This is a genomic window from Niastella koreensis GR20-10, from assembly GCF_000246855.1.
In the GTDB taxonomy this organism is placed as follows: Bacteria; Bacteroidota; Bacteroidia; order Chitinophagales; family Chitinophagaceae; genus Niastella; species Niastella koreensis.
Genome location: NC_016609.1, coordinates 4025297 through 4049603, shown reverse-complemented (window position 1 = coordinate 4049603; position 24307 = coordinate 4025297). Strand labels below are relative to the sequence as shown.

Sequence of the window (24307 nt, the reverse complement as noted above, 5' to 3'; positions counted from 1 at the left end):
TTATCACCCCTGGCCAGCAAATGCACCTTCAGGTCGCGGCCAATCGTGTAAATTTATTATGCCGGAAGTATGACTTTGAATAAAGCTCCCTGTCCCATAACGCCTTCTGCTTCTATCAATCCACCATGGCGTTCTGCTATCCGCTTGCACAGGGCAAGGCCAAGCCCGGTACCTTCGTACCGGGTTGAGTTGTTTAGGCGGGAATAAGCGTCAAACATTTTTACGGCGTCCGTCTGGTCAAACCCGATGCCATTGTCTTTAACACAAACAGTCAAATAACTTTTGTTTTCGGGCAATCCTTTTTCAATCACTTCGGCCTGTGATAACAGGCTGCCTGATATTTCTATAACGGGCGGGATATCCTGTTTAGAGAATTTCAATGCATTGCCAATGAGGTTATAGAAAAGCTGGTGTAGTAAAACGGGCATGCCGGCAATCGTTGGCAGCCCCTCTTTTTTAACTATAGTGGCTTTTTGTGTGGCGATGGCCATTTCCAGGTCTGCCTCCACATCCCTCATCACGGCATTCAGATCGGTGGCTGTTAACTGTTCCCGGGTTTGGGAAAAGGATGAATATTTCAAAATACCATCTATCAGCTCAGCCATGCGGCGGGAGGAGGATTCGATCTTCCTGATGTTCGCCCGTGAATTATCTGTCCCAAATTGCTCCACATCGTCTCGCAGCATATCGGTATATAACCTGATCTTGCGAACAGGTTCTTTCAGGTCGTGGCTGGCGGTATGCGCAAACCGGGCCAGTTCTTCATTCGATTGTTCCAACGCCCGGTTGGCCTCATGCAGTTCTTTTGTTCTCAAAGCCACCAGCGCTTCCAGCCGGTCTTCCCCGCGTTTCTGATCGTCAATATCGGTCAACGTTCCTATCCATTGCAGGATCTTACCCTGCGCATCACAAATGGGATTGCCTTGTGAAAGGAACCATTTATACGAGCCATTTTTTGCCCGCAACAGGTGAATGATCTCAAATGGTTCATTCTTTTTCCACGCCGCTCTCATGAATTTGCTTATCTGCTCCACGTGATCGGGGTGATGCACTTTTTGCCAGCCCCAGCCCTCCATCTCCTGCAGGGTAAGGCCGGTGTATTCGGTCCAGCGTTTATTGTACCAGCATACCGATCCTTCGCCATCGGCCATCCAGGCAAGGTTTTGAATGCTGTTGGCCAGCACGCGAAAGCGCTCCTCACTATCCCGCAAACTGTCAATTGACTGCTGCCGCTCTATGGCAAGGGAAGCATATTGCGCAAACTGGATCATAAATGCCTCATCTGTTTGATCAAACTTTCCTTCGCGTTTATCGGTAACCTGGATCAAACCAAGGCTCCGGCCGTCTTTAGCTTTTAATGGGATGGCTAACCAGCCCTGTACGGCCGTATGCATCCCGGAAACATCGGATTTCGCTTTATTACCTGCCGGCGGGTCAAATGTATCCGATAAGGAAAGCGAGGAGTGGCGCTGATCTAAACCTCCACCATGTGGCATGCTGGTAAAAGCCCTGTGCGCATCCACTATTTCGCGGGCGCGTTCGGTAATTTCCCGCAACAGGCTTTGCAGGTCTGAACTGGTTGAAATGGCGAGGATAGCTTCAGCCATTGTCTTAACCCGCCTTTCGGTATGCTGCCTGGCAAGCTCCAGGCGTTTTTTATCTGTAATGTCTTTTGTAAAGGCAAACTGCAAAGTGACGCCATTGGGCAGTAGTAACGGCGTTGCATAGGTTTCCAGGTAGCGTTTAGTACCTTTCAGTCCGGTAATTTCATACTCCCACGATCTGCTTTCGCCCTGGCAAACAGCCAAATGATTGGTGCGCCAGATCTCCCGGAAATCTGCACTGATAAAATCGTATACGTTCGCCCCGATTATTCCATTGATGTCGTCTGCTTCAATAAAATCCAAACCCGTGCGGTTAATATGTACTACAATTCCATCGCCGTTAACGATCTTAACGCATTGCGGACACGCGTCCATGGCTGCGAAAACCGATAGTTCGCCTATAGATGCATAAATGTCTCTCACAATTAATGGGTTTAATCTTTACGTTTATGGTCATCAGGGTTCAGGCGTGGTTAATGAAGTTGATACACTAAAAATAAATGCCAGGGTTTTAAAAACAAGGTATTCCACACTTTTTTTAACGAACCCTTTATAGATGATCCAGGAGTTCCCGGGCAGGCATTTAAAGCAGGCAACGTCAGGTTGAAATTACTTGTACAATTGACATGATTAAAGTCAATATTTTCAAGGTAGAACCTGCAGGGTTTGTAAAAGATATCCGGCATTATTATATTGTGTAAGACTTGTAAGTACAACCACTCAATTAAACCACCTGGCAGTATTGCCGGGTACCCCAAAGTCCGTCCCGTTTTTTTAATCCGAGATTCATAACGTCTTAAAAGCCGGCATCAATATGCCGGCTTTTGTTTTTTTACATCACCTGGCATGAACAGCCAATAAAAAAACTGCAGATCAATACAGACCTGCAGCTTCGCCATTTTATTTAACTACGCATTGATCTTTTCCTGGGTTGCTTCTTCATTGATGCCATTTTCAGCAATGTTCGTCAATGTTACATCCGTAGCTTTTTCTTCCTGCAAGGTGGGAATAAGCAGCGCCGCAACATCTTTCCGGCCCATTGTTTTAGCCAGGGTTATCAAACTGCCATAGGTGGCAATCTCATAATGTTCCACTTTCTGCGCCGCTATGATCAGGGCTACATCCCGTTGGCTGGTGCCCTGTTCTGTTTCATCTATCACCTGCCAGCCCTCGTCAATAAGGCCCTGCAGTCCCATGCACAGTTCCGCCTGCGGCTCAATGCCGATTGTTGAGAAAACCTGTTCAAGCCGCTCTTTATGGCTGATGGTTTCTTCCTTATGTAAAAGAAATGCCTCCTGTAATTGGGGGTTGGTGGCAGCCTTGCTCATGGTATCCAGCATATTTATCAAATGGGTTTCCGACCAGTACAGTTCCTGCAAACAGGTGGTAAAGAAATCCTGCAATACCGAATTTTTCCGGGTAGTTGATGTATTCTCCATATAGCATCGATTTATTTAATGGTTAAGGAATGTGTAATACAGCACTAAAAATCATTCCAGCAAACGAATATTATAGCAATGTGGAGATGGTACAGTTGGGCAATGGAGCGGGCTCTTGGATACAGTACCTCTAAAGCCATATAAGGAGTAGTAATTTTCAGAAAGCAGGGGCAAAAAAAAAGCCTCTTTCCCCTGAAGGTAAGAGGCTGCACTAATCAAATACCATTAACCATTAAACCTTATCCTATGATGCTAAATTATATAATTATTTTGAATATTTGAATTGATTTTGGACAACTTCTTTATACATACTCTAACTGCCTACTGCTAAAAAGTGCAGTAAAGTTTCCACATTAAATAGTAAGCAAAAACATTGAAGTTGGTTTGATGAGGTTCTGCTGAATACAATGCAACGGCATGTCATTTACATGCTTATAGTAATGACTAATGGAACAATAATACAATTTTTTCACTGGTATTATCCTGCCGATGGTTCGTTATGGGACCATGCCCGCGATAAAGCGGCTGAGCTGGCCAAACTGGGTATTACAGCCTGCTGGCTTCCGCCTGCATGCAAAGCGCAGAACGGCCCTGATGCCAGTGGTTACGATGCCTATGACCTCTACGACCTGGGTGAGTTTGACCAGAAGGGATCGGTACGAACCAAGTACGGAACAAAAGAAGCGTACCTGGGAGCTATTCATACTTTGAATGAAAAAGGTATTGGCGTGTATGCCGATGTGGTCCTGAACCACAAAGGCGGCGCCGATGAAAAAGAGCGGATCACTGTGATCAGGGTTAACGAGGAAGACAGGAATGAACAGCTCAGCGAGCCTTTTGAAATAGAGGCTTACACCCGGTTCACCTTTCCCGGCCGCAAAGGAAAATACTCGGCATTTATCTGGGACCATCATTGCTTCACGGGCGTAGATTATGCGGCAGACCTGCAGGAATCATCCATTTTCAGGATCAGGAATGAATATGGTGATAACTGGGAAGATGTGGTGGCAAGCGAAAAAGGGAATTATGATTTTTTAATGTGCGCCGATATCGAGTTCCGCAATCCTGCCGTTCGGGATGAATTAAAACGATGGGGTGAATGGTTCCTGAAAGAAGCGCCGTTCGCTGGGGTTAGGCTCGATGCCGTAAAACATATGTCGCCGGCCTTTATTGTTGAGTGGCTCGATCATATGCGTAGTTTAAAACCAGATCTGTTTGCAGTAGGGGAGTACTGGGCGCCGGAAGACCTGCCTGTTATGCTGCAATTTTTGGAAGCCACGCAAAACAAGATCGCCTTATTCGATGCGCCCCTGCATCGTAACTTTTTTGATGCATCCAATAAAGGGAAGGAGTATGACTTAAGAAATATCCTTAAAAATAGTATCCTCGAAACCAACCCTTCGCTGGCTGTTACCATCGTCGCCAATCACGATACCCAGCCGGTCCAGCTGTTGGAGGCGCCCATACAACCATGGTTCAGGCCCCTGGCTTACTCGCTGGTCTTGCTGCGGGAAGCAGGCTATCCCTGTGTATTTTATCCCGATCTGTATGGCGCACAGTACACGATAAAAGATGCAGACGGTAAAGCGCATGAAATAAAAGAAGAGCCATGCGCGCACCTGCCGCTGCTGCTTACCACCAGGAAATTATATGGGTACGGAAAACAACGCGATTATTTCGATGCTCCTGATTGCATAGGCTGGACCCGCGAAGGTATCGCAGACCAGCCGGGTTCCGGTTGCGCCGTTGTACTCTCAACCGGTGATGCAGCCACCAAAAAAATGGAAATGGGTGCTGCCCACGCCGGCAAAGTATTTGTTGATTGCCTGGGCAACCGGTTGGAACCAGTTACTATTGACGAACCGGGCTGGGCGGAGTTTCCCGTTAATGCCGGCTCCGTATCGGTATGGATAGAAAAACATAATTAATTGATATGGCTATGCAGACAATTGTGCAGCAATTGGACAGTTTTATCAACAATCCCGATTACAACATCGACGACTATATTAAGGGGTCCAGCGGCTGGCTTTCCTATAACCAATTTTTGGCCCGGCAGACAGCACCTTCATGGGCGACTGGCCCATTGCTGACGATTCGACCATCACGGTGAAAGGAGAAACGTACGACATTAAAACCTTACTGGATGGAAGCAATTATAAGGAGGCATTCAAGGAAGGCGTATTTACCCATAGCTTTTTAGCCATAACCGATTATCACCGCTTTCATGTACCGGTAGCCGGTATAATCCGGGAGGTTAAAAAAATACCCGCCACTACGTGGATAAAAGAATCGAAAAAGCAGGATGGCTCTTTGGAAAATACCGATGATGTGGGTTTCCAGTTTACGCATACGCGTGCACATATCATTATGGAATCGCCGGTAGGGCTGGTGGCGGTAATGCCGGTGGGCATGGGCCATATATCGTCGGTGGTTATTACCGCGGAGGGCAAGGTCAGGTTCTTTTTACGGGGAGAACCTTAACAGCAATGCAATTGACAGGGGCGCCTATGGAGGTCCATAGAAACATATTGGATGATTGGTTGACTCTATCCGCTTCAAAATCCCTGACAATTTCGGGAATATCAATTTTTTCCTTCTGCTTCTTCACTGGTAGTTCAATCTGCTTCATAGCACTATTGCTGAAAAAAACATGCCCGCTGCCGGAGACCAATGGTGCATTTTAAAGTTCGCAAGGTTATTGAATATCGAACCTCCGTAACCGGCGCCGTACAAGCATATAGTAAAGCTAAAAATTCCTGTGCAAGTGATTGCTGTCATTTTTGCAATCAGGCAACTGACAGCCCACTAAAAATTTGTCAGTTGAACTGAAAAGAATGCAGTTATTACAACCACTGGCACACCCCTTGATGTGGATTTTTGAACTAATTGATCTGCCATGGAACCGCGATACGAAATTGTGATAAATATCCGGGTGCCCGAAGGGTACGCGGAAGCCAGCCGTTTTACTCTTGCCGGCGACTATCAGGAAGCTGTTGACCTGTTTGCGCAGTTACAGGGAGATGGAATGCCAACAAGTTCTACCGCTATCCGCTTCGATTTGCTGGAAATAAAGGATGCCCTGTCAACAGTGCTGCAAACGCGGTACACTATTCTTTGTGAAGCAGGTGATAACTGCAAAGCCATTCTGCGTGAAACTTTCAGGGTACTAACGCTTCGGCCTGTAGGACCGTACTAAATGTGGCATTCCTGCAGGGGAAAATTGTGGCAGCGCCCGTTGACAGCCAGCTACCTGAAATTCCTTCCTTTATGAAACATACTTAACTGCCGGCCCTGTTTGGCTGCTGTTGTATCTGCCACAGTACCCGTCTTTGCATCCAGGAACAACCGGGAAAAATTAAAGCACTGTTCAACAATCACATGAATGATAGCGCCCTGTTTTTGCAACTTACCTTCCAGCATGATCAGCTTCGACAGCGTAATTTCTTTCCGGTACTGCTTGAACAGGTTTTCGAAAATAATGGCGTTCACCGTACCCGTTTCATCTTCAATGGTCATAAAACAAACCCCTTTTGCGGTACCTGGTCGTTGCCGCACCAATACCAATCCTGAAACTCTTACCATATCTCCATCATGGGCGTTCGCCAGATCGGCAGCAGATAAAACCAGCAGCTGTTTGAGTTTTTCGCGTACAAAACTAACCGGGTGTGCTTTAATGGAAAGGGCCGTGGTGGCATAGTCCTGCAGTACATGTTCAAAAGGCGACATTTCCGGCAGGGAGATATTCTGTTCCCCGTTGTTGTCGTGGTGGGGCGCAAAGATCCCGGTGGGAGAGTCTTGTTTCGACACGTCCCAAAGCGCCTGTCTGCGGTCCAGCCCCAACGACCTGAATGCGTCCGCATCTGCCAGCTTTTCGAGGGTGATTGCTGAAACGCCCAGGTTGCGGAGTTGATTAATACCCGTGTATGGTTGCGATCTGCCTGATACAATTAGTTGCACATCGCCTTCCCGCAAACCGCCGATATGCCGGAAGCCTAAGCGGAGGATGAAGTATTGATTGCCTTTTTCTTCCAGGGTATTATCCCAGTGAGAATAGTTAATGTCAACGGCGCGCACTTCCACGCCATGTTGCTGTGCATCGGCAATCAACTGGGCCGGTTGATAGAAACCCATTGGTAAACTGTTTAAGATGGCGCAGGCAAATACATCGGGATAGTAGCATTTGATCCAGGAAGAAATATACACCAGGTGCGCAAAGCTGGCGGCGTGACTTTCCGGGAAACCATAACTGCCAAAGCCTTCCAGTTGCTTAAATACCCGTTCTGCATAATCGAGCGCATAGCCGTTTTTTACCATGCCCGTAATCAACTTCTCTTTAAAGTGTGTAACCATGCCCGGATTTTTAAAGGTAGCCATGCTTTTTCTCAGCTTGTCTGCTTCGGTAGGCGTAAACCCGCCGGCAACGATGGCAATTTTCATGGCCTGCTCCTGGAACAGCGGCACGCCTAATGTCCGGCTTAAAATATCTTCCAGTTCCTTCGATGGAAATTCTACCGGTTCTTCTCCATTGCGCCGCCGCAGGTAAGGGTGCACCATGTCGCCCTGGATAGGCCCGGGCCTAACAATGGCTACTTCTATCACCAGGTCGTAAAAACAACGTGGCTTTAGTCGTGGCAGCATAGATTGTTGCGCCCTGGATTCTATTTGAAAAACACCAATCGTATCTGCCCGGGAAATCATTTCATATACCTGGGGATCATCCTGGGGGATATTCGCGAGCGTTAGATCCAATGCGTATTTTTCTTTAGCCAGGTCAAAAGTCTTGCGGATGCAGGTTAACATACCTAATGCCAGCACATCTACCTTTAACCAACCCAATTCGTCAATATCGTCTTTGTTCCATTCAATACAGGTGCGGTTTTCCATTCGTGCATTTAAGATGGGCACCAGGTCGCTCAACTTACCCTTTGTCATTACGAAACCACCGGTGTGCTGTCCCAACTGCCGGGGAAAGCCAATATACTGCCTCGTTAGTTCCAATACCTTCCGTAGATGTTTGTCCTGCAGGTCAAAACCCTGTTCCGTAATACGCTGGGTGTCCATAGGGCTTTCCGGGTACTCGCCCAACGAACCTACGGAACCCGCCAGGCGATCGATGGCATCCAAAGAAAGCCCCATGGCTTTGGCCACATCCCGGATGGCTCCCTTTGAATGCTGTTGAGTAACGGTAGCAACGATGGCGGCCCGGTCCCGGCCATATTTCCGGTAAATGTATTGCATCACTTCTTCGCGCCGGGAATGTTCAAAGTCCACATCAATGTCGGGCGGCTCGTTGCGGGCAGCCGATAAAAACCGCTCAAACAGCAGATCAAATTTGGTGGGGTCAACAGCCGTAATACCTAACGTAAAGCAAACAGTGGAGTTGGCGGCAGACCCTCTTCCCTGGCAAAGGATACCCTGGCTGCGGGCAAAACGAACAATGTCATATACCGTAAGAAAATAAGAAGCATAATTCATTTCGGCAATGAAACTCAATTCGTGATTGATATTGTCGATAACCTTTTGTGGAATTGCACTGCCATAAAAATCTGTTGCTCCCTGCCAGGCCAGGTGGGTAAGTTCATCCATGGGTGTCCGGCCCGGGGTAATGATCTCGTCGGGATATTCGTACTTCAATTCATCCAGCGAAAACTGACAGGCTTCTGCTATCTCCTGTGTATAGGTAAGTGCGCTGGGATATTGCCGGAACAGGCGCTGCATTTCCGCAGCAGGCTTTAAATACCTTTCCGCATTGGCGTGCAGGCGATACCCTGCGTTGTAAATGGTGCATTTTTCGCGAATGCAGGTTACAATGTCCTGTAATTGTCTTCTGGCGGGGGTGTGATAATGTACATCATTGGTAGCTACCATCGGCATGTTCAATTGCTTCGCCAGCGCTGCAATTTGATAAAGCTGTTTTTGGTCATCCCCGGTATATTTTTTGGTAGCGGCAATGTAAAGATCGGCGCCCAGGGCTTCCCGGTATTCTTTCAACGCCCCGGTATATTCATTGTCATAACCAAATTCGGCATTTAAGTGATCGGGTGGAATGGAAATAAATTTGATCCCTTTGGCATGCTGGTATACATCTGCTTTGTATAAAAAGCATTCGCCCTTTTCTGCGCGGGTGTTACCAAGCGTTAGTAAGCTGGTGAGTAAAGCATAGGCGCTTTTATTGGTGGGGTAGGCCAGTAATGCCGGGCCATCCTGCAGGTCCAGCCTGCAGGCCGGGATAATTCGTAGTAGGTGTTCTTTTGCCGAACTATGCGCCCGTACAATGCCCGCCAGGGTATTGCGATCGGTTATAGCCAGCTCTTTATACCCAAGCTGCGCGGCCCGGGCTACCAGTTCATGCGGGTGGGAGCCACCGCGCAGGAATGAAAAATTGGTTGTTGTTTGTAATTCTGTATACATTATGCCCGCCCCCCTAGGCGTAGATACCATGCAGGTACCATGACGTTTTTTTTGTTTCATCATAATGCCCCAGGCGAAATAACCAGTACCTGCCACCTTCCTCGTCTTCCACGATGTAATAATCGCGGTGTTCGCCTTCAGCTATCCACCACTCTTGTTCCAATCGTTTAGGGCCATCGGCCCTTACTATTTTATGCAGCCTGCCCCGGTGCCTGAAATTCATGGGCGGATAATCCGGCACAGGCGCCGTCACTTCTATTATTTCGGGTGTTTCCAGCAACACCACGGGCCAGGGATAGCTGGTATTCCATTCAGTAGATGGTTCCTCGGTCAATGCCTTTGCTTTGGTAAATGAATTTTCAGGCAAATGATGTTCGGCTGGTAAATACCGTTGTATTGAACCGGGGGCAATTCTTTGGGAGATGTTGTCGATGAATTCTGCAATGGCCATATTGGTGAGTGCCGATCCTTCTTTCCAAAACCCTTCCTGTGCCGGCGTATAATCTTCCACATGGGCGGCTTCCAGTATAAACAGCTCGATGCCCAGCTCAGGCTGCAGCGTAGAAAGTTTGGGTTCAAACAAATGGAATAAATGCCGGATGTTACAGGAGGCGCGGGTGGTGGCTATCTGCACGCCAATCACTTCACCATCTATGCGGTACCCTTTGAAGTAAGCCGTGCGTAACCCTTTACCTTCCCGCTGCAGGCGTTCACACAGATCTCCCAGCGTTCTTTCCAACGCAATTTCAATTCCTTTCAAATGGGCTATCGGTTCCAGGCATGGTAAACGTACCTGGTAAGGTTCGGGTGGAATGATGGATTGAATGTACTCTTCTTCTGTTCCCATCAATTGGTTAAGCCGTTGCAGGATGGCAGCACCAAACCTGCGCCGCAGCGAAGCTGCCGGAACGTTCACCAGGTTCCTGATTTGCGTAAAACCCAGTTTATGTAACCGGTCAACGGTTTTTGGGTCCAGCCGTAAGGCCTCCGGTGGTAAGGCCAACACCAGCTCCAGCTGCTTTTCTTTTTCAATAATTTCTTTATTTCCATACCTGCACACTGCCCAGGCTGCGCCAATGGTACCGGCCATGGTTGCACGGGCATAATACCCTTTGGCTTTTAATTTATTCAGTACATCGGTCAGGTAAGTTGCTTCGCTGCCCCAGAGATGCGCACAGCCGGTGGCATCGAGCATAATGCCCCCTAAAGGATCGAGGGCTACAGTAGGCGTAAACCTTATACACCAGTTGGCTATCTTTTTCAGCAGGGTAGTGGTGAGTGCTGGTTTATCATCGAAGTGGAGTAAAGCCGGACAGATCGCCCTTGCATCCGCCAATGCCATGCCTTCGCGGATAAAGAGCGCCTGCGCTTTGGGACTCACAGCCGTAATAATCATTTTTCCATGCGACGGGGCCGCCAACACAAAACAGGTTGCTTTCAGTTCAGGTTGGTGTTGTTCAAACCAATCGGTAACCAGGTTGGGAAACCATATTGCCACATATCGCTTTTCCATCTTACACAATTTTCCGTTGGGGCAATGGGATCGCCACACTTTCTTTAGGCAGCAGCAGGAATTTTCCGGCGCGCCATACCATGTCCCAGGTGCCTGGTTTGCCATTGCGCACTTTTAATAACTCAACAGCCCATTGGGGAAAACCAACACCTGGCAATCCTGTGGTGAAGCTGGGTTGCGGCGTTATTTTCCAGCGCGTGACGGAGGAAGTGGTCAGGTTGCGTGGGTGTTGACGAATCAGAAATCCCGTGACCTTACTTTGTTCAACCGCCAGTTGAAACCTCCGGCTTTCGGTGAAACTCAATTCATCGATATGACCTATCACACTGGTAATGGAATCGCACTTAAGCGCTTCTTCCATCACAAACAGTTTGTCTTTTTGCTTTTTTAAGTGAATGAAAATGATCTTTTCCGGCGCAATCCCAAATTGTTTAAGTGCAGGCGGAAAGATCAGTTTTGAGGAACCGATCCAGATGGTAACGCCCTGTTGTTTTAACACCGTAGATAAAATGCCGGTAATAAACCCGGTGGCCGCCGCAACGGTTTCTACACCCTCACAAATAAATTCGTGCATAGCACCTGTAGGAAAAGTGCTATTAGGGAAAGCGGATCTAAGCTGCTCAAGGCCTGCCCAATTGGTAAAATCGTTGGACGCAGGTTTAAAACCTTCAAGCAAAAGGATCTCTTTCTGCAAGCGGGCAAATATGTCAGCCTTTGCAGCCATAACTAATTGGTTGGGTGGTTGCTAATAATCTACACCCAAAAATACTAAATATATTAGTATTTCCAATAGTTATTTATTACCACACATTCCGCGGACAGGTATCGCCATAGCGGTTATTTATCAAAAAGCCAATCATCAGTTCATGCGTGCCCTTGGTAAAGGTGTGCAGATCGGTTTTTGTATAATCATAGGCATAGCCCACATTAAAGGTATTGGCCACATTAAAACCAAGCATGGCGGCATAGCCATCGAACTGGCGGTAACTGGCGCCTATCCAAATCACGTCGCGGTACTGGAGTTTTGCATTGAACTCGGCCTGGTAATTATTCTTAAAGGCGCCGTTGATGTATTTCACCATCACCGAAGGAAGCAGGTTGAAGTCTTCATCGAGCAGGAACCGGTACCCCGCCGTTAAAAAAACGTGCGGGATCAGTTTGCCGTTTGTTTTAAACGTGGCGTCATCTACAAATGCCAGCTTTTGCGGAATGATCTGCTGACCGGATAGTCCAACAAAATAATCGGCTGAATACAGCCACAGTCCGGCAGCGAGATCGGGTTTTATTTTGCGCAGGTTGGTGGCTACTGCGCCGCCCACACTGGGATCGCTTGGGTCTGAACCAAAAAAAGCCTTGCCATTCGTGTTCAGCCCTATGGAAGAAATGCCGCCGGCAAAACCCATGGCCAAACTGGTGCGGGCGCTTAACCCCAGGTGATAGGCATAACTTACATCGGCCGAGAACCGGTTGAAGTTACCGGTGCGGTCGTTGATGATGCTCATGCCTATGCCATGGTGCGGTTCCGGGGCATTATAGGATTCCCAGTAAGAACTGCCTCTTGGGTTTTCACCAGGCACTTCAAAGGAAGTGGCTGTGGTGCGGTAATCTTTTTTTCCAATAGGACCGTGTACCGTTAGATAAGCCGTACGCGGTGCGCCGTTCAACCCCACCCACTGGTCGCGGGCGCTCATCTTTACATCGGTATAGTTCTCTATCCCGGTGAGGGCGGGGTTCAAAATATAATTATTGAGAATATATTGGGTATAGCTGGATCGTTGCTGTGCAAACCCCGCCAGGCAGATATACAACCCCGTAAGCAACAAGAATATCTTTTTCATTGTAGTATATTTTAGTTTGAACAGATTATCTGATGATGTCGATATAACCGGTAACAGGTTTTTGTCCGTTCTTCGGATCTATTATATAATAGTAAGTGCCAACAGGCATGTCGGCCCCATTCACTTTTCCATCCCACGAAACAAAGTTGGAAACCTTGTATACCAGCTGGCCGTACCGGTTATAGATCTGTACCTGGTTACCCGGGTAATTTTCCAGGTTCTCTATCACCCACCTGTCGTGCACGCCATCGCCATTGGGCGAGAAGATATTCGGGATAATAAGGGTCAGTTGTTTTACCGCGGTACTGAATTTTGTTGAACAACCATCGGAGTTGGTTACCAGTACCGAGTAAGTGCCGGACAACTTCACAAAGATCAAAGCAGCTGATTCACCGGTGCTCCAGTTATAACTATAGCCGGCTGCGGCAGGCGCCATTAATTGCATCCCGCTGTTTATATTCGGCGTGTTCACTACACCCGGACCAACAGGCACCTGGGTAATACCGCCCGTAGGAACAGGCAACACCGTTAACTGACCGCTTACGAAGGTGAACGTGTAATTATCGGCAACACCACCCGAAAGGGTAATGGTGTAATTACCGGCTATAAGATAGCCGGGGATGTTTACAACAGGCGCTTTTTTAATGGCAGTTACATTATCGCTGTATTTAAATCCTGAATAGCTGATGGGCACCGAAGAAGGTGATAACACATCGTGTAAACATACGGTCTTATTACCGGCCGTTGCAGTCAGTACCGCCTTATTGATAACCAGGTTGGCCGGTACATACGTAAGCTGGTAATTATTGCTCAATGCCAGGCCGCCCTGGTTAATGGAATAGGTTCCGGCATTTTCACCCGGTATCCTGGTTAATGAACCGGTGAACGCATCATTGAAAGCCAGGGCCGGTGTAAAGGTATAGGTGAAAGCCGGATCGGCATCACCATAGGTTTTCGATTGTGCGTCGGCAGTAACCGTAACCGGTTTTACGGTGATCAGTAAGTTGTCGCTGCGGAACGTAAGCGTATAATTGCTGTTCAGCGCCAGCGATCCCTGGTTGATGGCATAATTGCCAACGTTTTCGCCCGGTGTTCTGTTCAGCGAACCGGTAAACGCGTCACCGGCTATCAGGGCAGGAGTAAACGTGTAAGTGAAGGCAGGGTCTGCATTGCCATACACTTTTGTTTTTGCATCCGCAGTTGCGGTGATGGCCCTTTTGGTAATCGTAAATGTATTGCTATTGAATATAAGCGTATAATTAGGGCTAAGGGCAAGCGAACCCTGGTTAACAGGATAAATGCCCACATTTTCCCCTGGTGTACGGGCCAGCGTACCGGTAAAGGCGTCGCCTGTAATCAGCGCCGGGGTATTGGTATAAGTAAATACCGGATCGGCATCGCCGTATACTTTGCTCAAAGCATCCGGGGTTACGGTGATGGCTTTGGGCGTAATGGTTAAATTGTTTGCCACATAGGTAAGGGTGTAATTGCTGCTTAACGCCAGCGTACCCTGGTTGATGGCGTAGGAACCAACGTTCTCACCCGGTGTTCTGCTCAGCGCTCCGGTAAAGGCATCACCGGCGATCAATGCAGGTGTGTTGGCAAAAGTTAGTGTGGGATCGGCAGCGCCATAAACTTTCGATAAGGCGTCTGCGGTAACGGTAATGCCCAATGGGGTTATAATGCCTACAGGGGCGCTGATATTTGTTGTATTGGAAATAATATAATTACCCGCAGTGGCGCCGGTTAAACCGATATTGGCCAGTGGAACCGTGATGGTTTTACCGGTACCAACATCTTTGGTATCATAAGCAGCCAGCGAACTGCTGAGGGCAATGGCCACATCATCGGTGCCCACCACATCACCGGTGGCAAACTGTAAGTTGGCCGCAGTTACGGTGGCATTGGTGTTACCGTCGTACACTTTGCTTACCGGCGTTGCCGTAAGACTGATGGTAACCGGTTTGGGATTTATAGTAAGCGTTACGGTTACATCAGGCAAGCCATTCAGGGTATGTGCGGTGATGGTACTAACACCGGCTTTTAAAATATGCAGAGCCTGCCCCGCTGTTGCGGGGTTGCCGCTTACCATGGTAGCCAGGGCCGTATTGCCAATGGTAAAGGTTACCGGCAGGCCCGAGCAGTTGGTGATATTAGGTACAGGGGCATCAGGATCGCCATAGGTTTTTACCACATTGGTGAAGGTCATGGGTGTGAGCGCCGCCTGCAATTCATAAGCGCCCATATCTACTATGCCGCCGAAGATCCGGCCGTTGCCTGCTTCATCGGCTGGAATGCCGGTTAACAGGGCATTGTTGCCCATATTGGCTGCGGGACTGCAAGGGGTGAGCTGCAGACCGTCATCGGCAGTGCCCCATTTGCCATCGGCGCCCATTGGGTTGCCTGCGTTTACAAACTGCGGGTTCAGGTCAAGGTTAGGCAGTGCAGCGCCTGTTCCTTTTATCAGCGAATGATCGTAGTTGATGGTGCCCAGGTTATGCACCTGCCCGGCCGCATTGCCCCAGCTGATGCTGTTGAAGAAATTTACCGTAGCGCCCGCGGCAACACTGATGCCATTAGCATTTGGTTTTATGGTACTGCCGGTAGTATTGCCAGATAAGGTAAGACTTCGGCAATTGAATGTTCCGGAATAGGCCATCATAGCGCCGCCACCGTCATCGTTGGTACCAGCGGCTGTATTATTCACAAATACACTGTTGCTCACGGTAAAGGCGCCGCCATTTGCCATGGATTGCAATGCGCCACCGGAACCAACATCGCCTGCTGTGTTCTTAGCTATATTACCATCGAAAACACTGTACGAGATGTTGATGGTGGAATTGCCGTCTTCTACAATAGCGCCGCCACCCCCGGTGGCCTTGTTGGCGGTGAAAATACTTTTCGTAATATTTACAATAGTGGTAGCTGTGGTATAGATGGCTCCCCCATAAGTAAATCCGGCGCTGGCAGCCTGGTTGCCCGTAAAAGAACAGTTGGTAATATTTACCGTAGCTGAATTTCTGTTGAACATAACACCGCCGTACACGCTGGAAGAACTGGTTATACTTTGGTTGCCGGTAAAACTGCAATTATCGAAGGTGGGGCCTGAGTCAGGGTCCTGGGTGAACACGGCCCCGCCCGCATTATTGCTGATATTGTTGGTAAAGCTGCAACCGGTAACGTATGGACTGGCAGTGTGGTCATTGGCCAGTGCGCCGCCATAGGTGAGCGTGCGGTTATTGGTGAATGTACAGTTCTTAATAAGGGGTGAGGCGGCCACCAGTTCAATGGCGCCACCGAGCACAGCCGCTGTACCTCCCGTGAAGGTAAGGTTACGCAGAGCGGTTTTTTGCCCCGTGGCATTTGCCTGGATATAAATACCCGCGCCATGCCCCTGGTATAAGAAGATGCCGGTATTGGCATAGTTAAAGAGGCCACCGGCGTTGGCGGTACCTTTTGAGAAAGTAAACCCATCCACCACAATACTATCGGCTGCAGCCGGAATATTACCGGTGATCACCATGATGTGATAGCTGTTGTCGGTTGTGTCGTTTGCGGCGCCAATGTCGCCGCTTAAGATGGTGGGGTTATTCACGATGTCGCGTACGCCGCCGCCGTTGGGATAACCACCAAACATTTTCAATTTGCCACGAATGATCACAAAGCTGCTGTCGCGGCTGGTGCCGGTTTGCGCCCCGGTAGGGTAGTACGTTCCCTTTGCTACCAGTATGCTGTCTACATTGGTGCTTTGTTTGGCCACCTCTATGGCGCGTGAAAATGTTTTAAATGCATTCGCCCAGGCATCACCGCAGTTATTATCATCACCGGTGCTGCCATCTACATACAATACATTGTTCACTGCTTTTACCGTTACGGTATGTACAATGGGCGCCCCATCGCAACCGTTGGCTGTTGGGGTTATGGTATAAACGGCGGTGCCGGGTGTGGTGCCGCTGTTGTTTAAGATTTGATTGATGGTGGTGCCGCTGCCATTGCTGGCGCCGGTAACACCCGTTTGCGTTACCGTCCAGCTATACGTAGTGCCGGGTATTGAAGAAGAAGGAGCAATGGCCGTGGTGCCGCCATTACAAACAGATGACGTAGCGGCCAGGGTAGCCACCGGCAAAGGCTTGATGCTAAAGGGCAGGCTGGCTTGCGCCAGTGTTCCGCAGGCGTCTGTTGCCCGGGCATAGATAGTGTAATTACCCGGCGCCAGCGCACTACCTGTGTTAATGCCGGGGCCAGTACCTAAGGAAGGGGTGCCCGACGCGTTGTAACTCCAGTCAATAGCTGAAAACGGCGGTACGCCGTAGGCTGTTGCCGTACTGAAGTTAATATCCTGGTTCTTACATTGGGAAATAACTGAGGCAGCGATAGCTGTCAGTTCCGCCGTATGTCCCTGTATCCGGATTTCCAAAGGATCAACCAGGCCTATACAGGTATTATCGCAACCGGTTGGGCCCTGGCATTGCCGGTATAATTTAGTGGTTACGGTAAGCGGCGAAGGGGTGCAGGAAGGCGCTGGCGTGCACGCTACCAATTCAGGAGGGGCAAAATAACCGGCATTCGCACCGCCGGGCCCCGTAACTGAAGTAAAATACCATACGCCGGAAGTAGCACAGGCTCCGCTCGATACTCCGAACGCAAATTGTTCCCGGCCACAGGGTGCATTTGCCACCATGTAGATGTGAACGGCGATCTGCGTAATGGTTGCATTGGCAGGTGGCGTAAGCGTAATGGGGTAATCGCAGGAGTTGCCCCATCCGCAACTTGCATTGAACATGGTGCCTACCGTAGAAGCTGCTATGGAATTGGAGCTTTGTACCAACGGATCGATCACTACATCACCTGCGGCAAGCCCGTTATTGATAAAGTCGGCCGGTACAGCCACGCTCAGTTTATTGCCTGAAACATGTAACGGAAAGTGCGTAACGATGGAAGGCGCATTTTTTACATAACCAAAAGCCGGGGAAATTTTGATGGCCCCTGTATTTGAGGAAACATCGGCATATACGGCTTCGGTGCTGCTGCTTTCGGTATTGCTGGTGGTATAATACAGTCCTTTATGTTGCAGCCCTTTGAAGGAATCTTCAAAATACAATTCCTGGTACTGCGAAAAGTTTAACCGGTGAATGATAAAACTTGTTTTTATACCGCCGCGGCTTACCCGCATTTCGGCATCCATCCCGGGGAAAATGTCGGTGATGTGCATGCCATCGGCGCCAATGGTATAATGGCTCCAGTCGGCTTTTGCCAGTACTGTTTTGTCATTGCCATTTACCCCATACAACGTCCAGTCGTTGAACTGTACTTTACCCTTCTCCGTGATAATATAACTTTCTTTTGCGGTTACATTTATACCAACGGGGTCCCACTGGTCGGTTGCCTCATAGATGTTGTTGCCTGCCGGTTTAAGGGTGGCGTCAACAGGAATCCACTGTCCGTTGCGTTGAAAGTTAATAGGGTCTAAGCCGCGGATCTTGGTATACTGGGCAGGGTGGGCCGGGTTGATATAATAATTTTCAAACGCTGTTCGTTTTTCTAACACCTCCGCATATTTCACGGTGTCGTTTTCAAACACCCGGTACACGGCGTTTGGTGCGTATGATCTGCCAGGATTCACTTTTTCCCAAACGGCAGGCGTTATTTTTTCAGTGGCTGGAAAACTGTGAAAGTTGGATTCCACGGCTTTCAGCCCCTGGGCTTTGGGGTTAACAGGATTTGTTAACACGATAGAATCCTGGGACATGCCTGCAGAACACCACAGTAACAGGAATACCAGCTGGTATAAACCGGTATTCGAAATAACAGGGTTCGAAGGTCGTACTGTACGCTTCATGATTATAGGGGAGGGGTTATTTACAAACAATAAGATTCACCAGCAGCCAATAGCCAGCCACTTTCACCTGTTCAACAAGTGCACATCACTATTTTTTACCTGGGAATACTAAATAACCGGCAGCTTATTTTTATTAAGCATAGGGTTTCATACGGGCATTTTCATGGACGGACACTGGAGATTTGTGATATATGATAAAAAATCACCGCGCGAATGTACTAACTGGAAGTGGGTATTGCAAGGGGTGAGTATGTAAACGACGAAAAATTGTATGTAAAAGGAAATAAATATATCAAAGTTCCACCATTAGGAACTGTGGAGGTTACAATGGATTAAGGAGAACGTGTCAATGCGTTGAAAAACTGCTGATACCTGCCAGTATTTGATCGATCATGTCGTTATAACCTTTCTTATCCACTGGTTTTACCGCCGTCATCAGGGCGCCGAGCGATGAACATTGCGCCTCCAGTAATTCATTGGTATATGTAGAATAGATCACAACCGGGATATGCGCGTAGCGGTCATTACCCTTCAATAAACAAAGGGTTTGCAAGCCATTTTGTTTAGGCATGTTCTGGTCCAGGATAATCACATCCGGCAGCGTGGTGGTATCATTCAGGAACTGTATTACTTCTTCGCCATTTTCCACAGCATGCAAAATGGCCGCATCCGTTCTTGCAGTAAGCACGTTATAAAAGAATTCCTGATCATCATAATCGTCCTCGGCCAGTAGAATTTTTTTTGTCATCCTTTTTTATTATTGCATGGGTAACCAAATTAAAAATTCAGCGCCTGCACCTATTTTACTTTGGGCAGTGATAGCACCACCATGTTTTTCTATTATTTTCCTGGCAATGGCCAACCCAATGCCCGTACCCTCGAATTTGTCTTTTGTATGCAGCCGCTCAAATAACGCAAAGATGTTTTCCAGGTATTTTTCTTCAAAGCCAATCCCGTTATCTTTAACCCTGATCAGGGTAAACCGGCTGTTTTCTGTACTATGCTGCGCATATTTTTCGGCTACCGTTTGGGCTGTTATGTCAATCACAGGCCTATGGTCTGCCCGCGTAAATTTTAAAGCGTTTGATAACAGGTTTTGAAAAACCTGCCTGATCTGCCCTTTGTTGCCTGCAATACTGGGTAATTCGCCTACCCTTACCACGGCTTTCTTTTCCAGGATGATCAATTCAAGATCTTCCAGCAGTTCATTCACCACTTTATTAAGGTCAACCGTTTCCCGCATGGGGTCCCGGGCCGAAAGCCGGGAATAATTCAGTACATCTACAATTAAAATTTTCATCCGCCTGGTAGCATCCAGTATTTTATCCAGGAACCTTTTTGAATCGCCATGCAATTCCTCGTTCTTTTCCAATAACATATTCGAGAACATCTGCACCTTACGCAGCGGTTCCTGCAGGTCGTGCGAGGCTATCGACGCAAATTGCTGCAGGTCATGATTGCTTTCTTCAAGCGCCTTATTCATGATCTGCAATTTACGGTTTGCTTCTTCCAGTTGCAGCTGCGTTTTCTTTTGGGCGGAAAGGTCCGTTATAATAATACTTAAAGCCCTGGTACCTTCTATCTGCAGCGCGGTCATCGACAATTGTACCGGAATGCCGGTGTGGCTGTTTTTAAGCCGGATTTCTTCCTTACTGTCCTGCTGCCAGCAGTTTTCAAAAAGCTGATCATACGCGGCCAGGTCCTCATCGGCAATAAAAACCCTGAAAGAACTGCCAATAACTGCAGACAGGGGATGATTGACAATTACCGCAAACTGTTGATTACAATATAATATAAATCCATCCCTGCTAAGGGTTACAGCGCCTTCGGTCATTTTTTCAATAAAGACGCGGTAGGCGATATCGGCCGTTTTAAGCGTATACAATTCATTACTGCCATTGCTTTCCAGGATCAGGGCATCCACCTGCCCGGTACGAATGGCATCGATGGTTTCATGAGCTTCCAATAACTGATGCCTGAGTTCTTCCAATTCGGCCCGCAGGTCTGTTATCGTTTTTTCGTGCTTCATGTAAATAATGTCATTTTAACCCCAGCGTTTTCAAAACTTTTTCTTTATCGGCAAGGTCGCCAATCAATTTCCGGGTGGGTGCAGGCGAAACTTTCACCAATAACGGCAGGGCAACGATCTGTTCGCTTTTAGCAAGCATGGGTTGTTGGTATACATCAATGATCTCCAATGTATACCGGTCTTTCAAATAAATTTCACAAATCTCTTTTATATTAATAATAGCTCTTGAAGAGTTTGGGGAGGCGCCCGTCACATACAGTCGAAATACATACGCTGCATGTACTGTAGCGCCTGTAGTGTCTGGCAAAGACGGTTGCTTTTTACCCATATTACTTATTTACAGGTTTTATGTTCAATCCTACCAAAACCTTTTCTTCATTGGAGAGGTCTCCGATTATCTTTCTGATAGGTACCGGTACTTTACGTACCAGGGTGGGAACAGCAAAAATCTGGTCGCCCGCAGCCAATTGCGGCTGGATCAACAGATCGATGACCTCAAGGCTATACTGGCCGGCAAGGTGCTGTTCGCAATATTTTTTCAGGTTCGCCAGCGCCGCGATCGATTTTGGGGTATTACCGGCAATATATAATCTAAGCTCCCATTTTTTTGCTTTGGGTTTGGCGGTTTTCTTTTTTGCCGGTTTACTTCCTTTTGCCATTCAGCGATTTGTTGGTTCTTTTGGTTGATAATGAGGCCCGGTTTCTTTCCATAATTTCCTTGCGCAGGTCTTCTTCCTGGTACGACTTGTTCAACTCTTCCTGTAATGAGGCAAACTCTTCCTGCAGGGAAGCTATCTTGGCTTCCAGTATTTTACGTTTACGGTCAATTTCCCGGTCTTTACGGCCCACGGCATACGTACGCAATTCGGCGCCTGTTGCTTCCAAAAGTTGCTGCGCTTCGCGGGCAGAACCGGTGAGCACGCCTTCCGGCCCGATGTAAACATCAACCAATTGAATACCTTTATTCGTTATCAGGAACTCCCTGATCTGGTTGGAATGGTTCATCCCCCTCGATTTCATGATGTATAAACCTTTATTGCGTTCTCCGCCCGATTCGATCTCTCTTACAGTGATCCAGGCATCTACCAGTGAGGATACGCCTTCATCTGTTTGTTCGTTTGCTCCCGATAGGACGTTGAGTGCTGTAAATAATACGGTGATACCCTCGGTTTGCAAAAAATCGATCAATCGCACCAGGATGGATTTTACTTCCGTCAGCAGCCCCGTAGAGGTCAGGTTGCTGATGGGATCCAGGATGACAACTTTGGGCTTAAAGGCTTTTATCTTTTTATGAATGGTTACCAGGTGCATTTCCAACCCATGCAGGGTAGGGCGGGAAGCGTGGAATTGCAAAAGCCCCGCATCGATATGCTGCTGCAGATTCAAGCCAATGGACCTCATATTCCGCACAATCTGTTGCGGCGATTCCTCAAAGGCAAAGAACAAACAGCGCTCTTTTCTAAGACAGGCGGCATTGGCAAAAGTAGCCGCAATACTGGTTTTGCCGGTTCCGGCCGTGCCAGACACCAATATAGAACTACCCCGGTAAAAACCTTTGCCATCCAACATATTGTCCAGCGAATCAACGCCTGATGAGATCCGTTGTGAGCCAACCTCCTTATTCAATTGGAGTGAAGTGACCGGCAGCACCGAAATACCATCTTCATCAATTAAAAACGGGTACTCATTGGTTCCGTGGATAGATCCCCGGTATTTAACTACCCGTAACCGGCGGGTGGAGATCTGGTTGGTAACCCGGTGATCCAGCAGGATCACGCAGTCTGAAACATATTCTTCCAATCCCTGCCTGGTTAAAGAACCCTTTCCCCGTTCGGCGGTAATTACTGCCGTTACCCCTTTTTCCTTCAACCAGTTGAACAAACGCCGTAGTTCCGCCCGTAAAATGGCGGTGTTTGACAGGCCACCAAACAGGTTTTCTATGGTATCCAACAATACCCTTTTTGCTTTAATGCTATCAATGGCATGCGCCAACCGGATAAACAATCCATCCAGGTCGTACTCACCGGTTTCCTCGATCTCAGTTCTTTCCACATGCACATAGTCGATCTGCAACAGGTTGGATTTCTCCAGTTTCTTTAGATCGAATCCCAGGGAAGCCACGTTGGAAGCCAGATCAGCGGAGCGTTCTTCAAAAGTCAAAATAACGCCGGGTTCGCCATATTGCACGGCGCCCTTTACAATGAATTCAATCCCAAACAGCGTTTTACCCGCCCCGGCATCCCCACAAATTAACGAAGGCCTGCCTTTTGGTAAGCCCCCACTGGTTATTTCATCAAACCCACTAATGCCGGAAGGACTTTTTTCAATCTGTTTTGCCGCGTTATTTTTTGATTTGGAAGCCATATCGTATTGATTGTCCGATTATAAAAATAAGTACTTATGACCTTTTAGCGAAATTCCCTTCTTTTTGCCGTAAATACACCCGCGATCCCCGGTAGTTGGGGATACCGTTCCCGTTCGCTTATTACCAATAAAAACAAATGCCGGATCTGTGAAGAACCGGCATCAGGATATAATGCCTGTTTTAGCTGAAACGGGTGCTACAGGAAGATCATTTCTCCGTTTTATAAGGCACAATCAATTCCACGCGAACCCCGGTTTCGCCGGTGGCATGGGGGGAATCAGGATGGCTTTTTGATTGGCAATGTTTGATATTTCAATATGGTATTCAAATTGATGCGCGGATATCGTCTGATTTCATTTAATTATGACATTGTAATAAATAAACCCTATCTTCGCATAGTTAATTTGAGCCTCGCATTAGTATTCATTAATTACATCGTCCAGTTTATCTGCACTTTAAGTTAGTTTCTTACTTCTTGCCTTCCTCGAAATTATTTATCAATTAATTATTTACAAATGAACATTTATGTATCAAATTTAAGCTTCGACGTACATGACGAAGACTTGAAAGATTTTTTCGCTCCTTATGGAGAAGTAACTTCAGCTAAAGTTATCACAGATAGAGAAACTGGCAGATCAAGAGGTTTCGGATTTGTTGAAATGACCGATGAAGCAGCTTCCAAAAAGGCAATTGCAGAATTGGATGGTAGCACAGTGGAAAACAGGACCATCAGCGTATCTGTGGCAAAGCCAAAAGAAGACAGGCCTGCCCGTAATAATGGAAGAAGCGGTTTTTGGAAATAGTTATAACAAGAATATATATACTAAATTCTTTCCGGTTTCAGATAAAAGCCCCGTAAGGGGCTTTTTATATTTTATATATGGATGTATCATCTTCAGGCAAAAGCACCAAAGTTCTCTTCCACTTTAATATAACGATTCATAAACCTGCGGTCATTCAGTTCCCTGATAGCCGAACTGCCGGCATCGTATTCCATTTCTATCATTGCTGTTCCCTCGGAATAGCCATTCAGGATGCTCATATTAAGTTTGGCTGATTTTACGAAGCCAAAAGGAATTAAAAGCGCTACAACTTGAGAAGTTGTAGTAAACCTGTTCAGGTTGCTAATGAATAAACGCATTGTATTTGATTTACTGATTATAAGATTGACCAGGTATAGTGTATGGGTGGGCAAACTATAAGGGAGGATACTACACAATAAAAAGCCAGTCTTTAAAGCTACGTTTAATATTTACCAAAATCTAATTT

At 47.6% G+C, this 24307-nt stretch carries 17 protein-coding genes; 4 read left to right on the top strand and 13 right to left on the bottom strand.

Annotation, left to right across the window (positions count from 1 at the left end; genetic code table 11):
• Nucleotides 1–56: 56 nt before the first annotated feature.
• A complete protein-coding gene (locus NIAKO_RS15705) occupies nucleotides 57–2027 on the bottom strand; it encodes a PAS domain-containing protein (protein WP_014219437.1) in 1971 nt (656 codons plus the stop codon).
• Nucleotides 2028–2512: 485 nt separating this feature from the next.
• Nucleotides 2513–3043: a YciE/YciF ferroxidase family protein gene (locus NIAKO_RS15695; protein WP_014219436.1), complete on the bottom strand. Its 531-nt coding sequence runs from the start codon at nucleotides 3041–3043 to the stop codon at nucleotides 2513–2515.
• A gap of 440 nt (nucleotides 3044–3483) precedes the next feature.
• Between NIAKO_RS15695 and NIAKO_RS15690 the strand changes: the two genes are divergently transcribed.
• From NIAKO_RS15690 to NIAKO_RS15680, 3 genes are all read left to right on the top strand, one after another.
• Nucleotides 3484–4971 (top strand): alpha-amylase, encoded by a 1488-nt coding sequence (locus NIAKO_RS15690; protein ID WP_041346805.1) that lies wholly within the window; start codon nucleotides 3484–3486, stop codon nucleotides 4969–4971.
• A gap of 112 nt (nucleotides 4972–5083) precedes the next feature.
• Nucleotides 5084–5524, top strand: a complete 441-nt coding sequence (locus NIAKO_RS15685) for a phosphatidylserine decarboxylase (RefSeq protein ID WP_262493726.1) — start codon at nucleotides 5084–5086, stop codon at nucleotides 5522–5524.
• A gap of 415 nt (nucleotides 5525–5939) precedes the next feature.
• Nucleotides 5940–6239 carry a hypothetical protein gene (locus NIAKO_RS15680; RefSeq protein ID WP_014219434.1) on the top strand — a complete coding sequence of 100 codons (300 nt, stop codon included), beginning with the start codon at nucleotides 5940–5942 and terminating at the stop codon, nucleotides 6237–6239.
• 50 nt (nucleotides 6240–6289) lie between these two features.
• Here NIAKO_RS15680 and NIAKO_RS15675 read toward each other — a convergent pair whose 3' ends face one another.
• From NIAKO_RS15675 to kaiC, 10 genes are all read right to left on the bottom strand, one after another.
• The gene (locus NIAKO_RS15675) at nucleotides 6290–9484 is read right to left on the bottom strand and encodes an error-prone DNA polymerase (protein WP_014219433.1); all 3195 of its coding nucleotides are present in this window, start codon (nucleotides 9482–9484) and stop codon (nucleotides 6290–6292) included.
• The gene (locus NIAKO_RS15670) at nucleotides 9468–10967 is read right to left on the bottom strand and encodes a Y-family DNA polymerase (RefSeq protein WP_014219432.1); all 1500 of its coding nucleotides are present in this window, start codon (nucleotides 10965–10967) and stop codon (nucleotides 9468–9470) included. Before NIAKO_RS15670 ends, NIAKO_RS15675 begins: the two co-directional genes overlap by 17 nt.
• A 1-nt stretch (nucleotide 10968) precedes the next feature.
• Nucleotides 10969–11691: an ImuA family protein gene (locus NIAKO_RS15665; RefSeq protein WP_014219431.1), complete on the bottom strand. Its 723-nt coding sequence runs from the start codon at nucleotides 11689–11691 to the stop codon at nucleotides 10969–10971.
• Nucleotides 11692–11767: 76 nt separating this feature from the next.
• Complete coding sequence (locus tag NIAKO_RS15660; RefSeq protein WP_014219430.1) at nucleotides 11768–12805, bottom strand: PorP/SprF family type IX secretion system membrane protein; 1038 nt, start codon at nucleotides 12803–12805, stop codon at nucleotides 11768–11770.
• 25 nt (nucleotides 12806–12830) lie between these two features.
• Nucleotides 12831–18644, bottom strand: coding sequence for an MBG domain-containing protein (locus NIAKO_RS15655; RefSeq protein ID WP_014219429.1), 5814 nt, complete (start codon nucleotides 18642–18644; stop codon nucleotides 12831–12833).
• Nucleotides 18645–18990: 346 nt separating this feature from the next.
• The gene (locus tag NIAKO_RS15650) at nucleotides 18991–19392 is read right to left on the bottom strand and encodes a response regulator (RefSeq protein ID WP_014219428.1); all 402 of its coding nucleotides are present in this window, start codon (nucleotides 19390–19392) and stop codon (nucleotides 18991–18993) included.
• Nucleotides 19393–19401: 9 nt separating this feature from the next.
• Nucleotides 19402–20673 (bottom strand): sensor histidine kinase, encoded by a 1272-nt coding sequence (locus NIAKO_RS15645; RefSeq protein ID WP_014219427.1) that lies wholly within the window; start codon nucleotides 20671–20673, stop codon nucleotides 19402–19404.
• Between the two features lie 10 nt (nucleotides 20674–20683).
• Complete coding sequence (locus NIAKO_RS15640; RefSeq protein ID WP_014219426.1) at nucleotides 20684–21001, bottom strand: circadian clock KaiB family protein; 318 nt, start codon at nucleotides 20999–21001, stop codon at nucleotides 20684–20686.
• A gap of 1 nt (nucleotide 21002) precedes the next feature.
• Nucleotides 21003–21332 (bottom strand): circadian clock KaiB family protein, encoded by a 330-nt coding sequence (locus NIAKO_RS15635; protein ID WP_014219425.1) that lies wholly within the window; start codon nucleotides 21330–21332, stop codon nucleotides 21003–21005.
• Nucleotides 21316–23037, bottom strand: coding sequence for a circadian clock protein KaiC (gene kaiC / locus NIAKO_RS15630; protein ID WP_014219424.1), 1722 nt, complete (start codon nucleotides 23035–23037; stop codon nucleotides 21316–21318). Before kaiC ends, NIAKO_RS15635 begins: the two co-directional genes overlap by 17 nt.
• 516 nt (nucleotides 23038–23553) lie before the next feature.
• Here kaiC and NIAKO_RS15625 point away from each other — a divergent pair.
• Nucleotides 23554–23841: an RNA recognition motif domain-containing protein gene (locus NIAKO_RS15625; RefSeq protein ID WP_014219423.1), complete on the top strand. Its 288-nt coding sequence runs from the start codon at nucleotides 23554–23556 to the stop codon at nucleotides 23839–23841.
• 92 nt (nucleotides 23842–23933) lie between these two features.
• On the opposite strand, the gene NIAKO_RS15620 is transcribed toward NIAKO_RS15625, so the two are convergent.
• Nucleotides 23934–24179, bottom strand: a complete 246-nt coding sequence (locus NIAKO_RS15620) for an RNA recognition motif domain-containing protein (RefSeq protein ID WP_014219422.1) — start codon at nucleotides 24177–24179, stop codon at nucleotides 23934–23936.
• Between the last annotated feature and the right edge of the window lie 128 nt (nucleotides 24180–24307).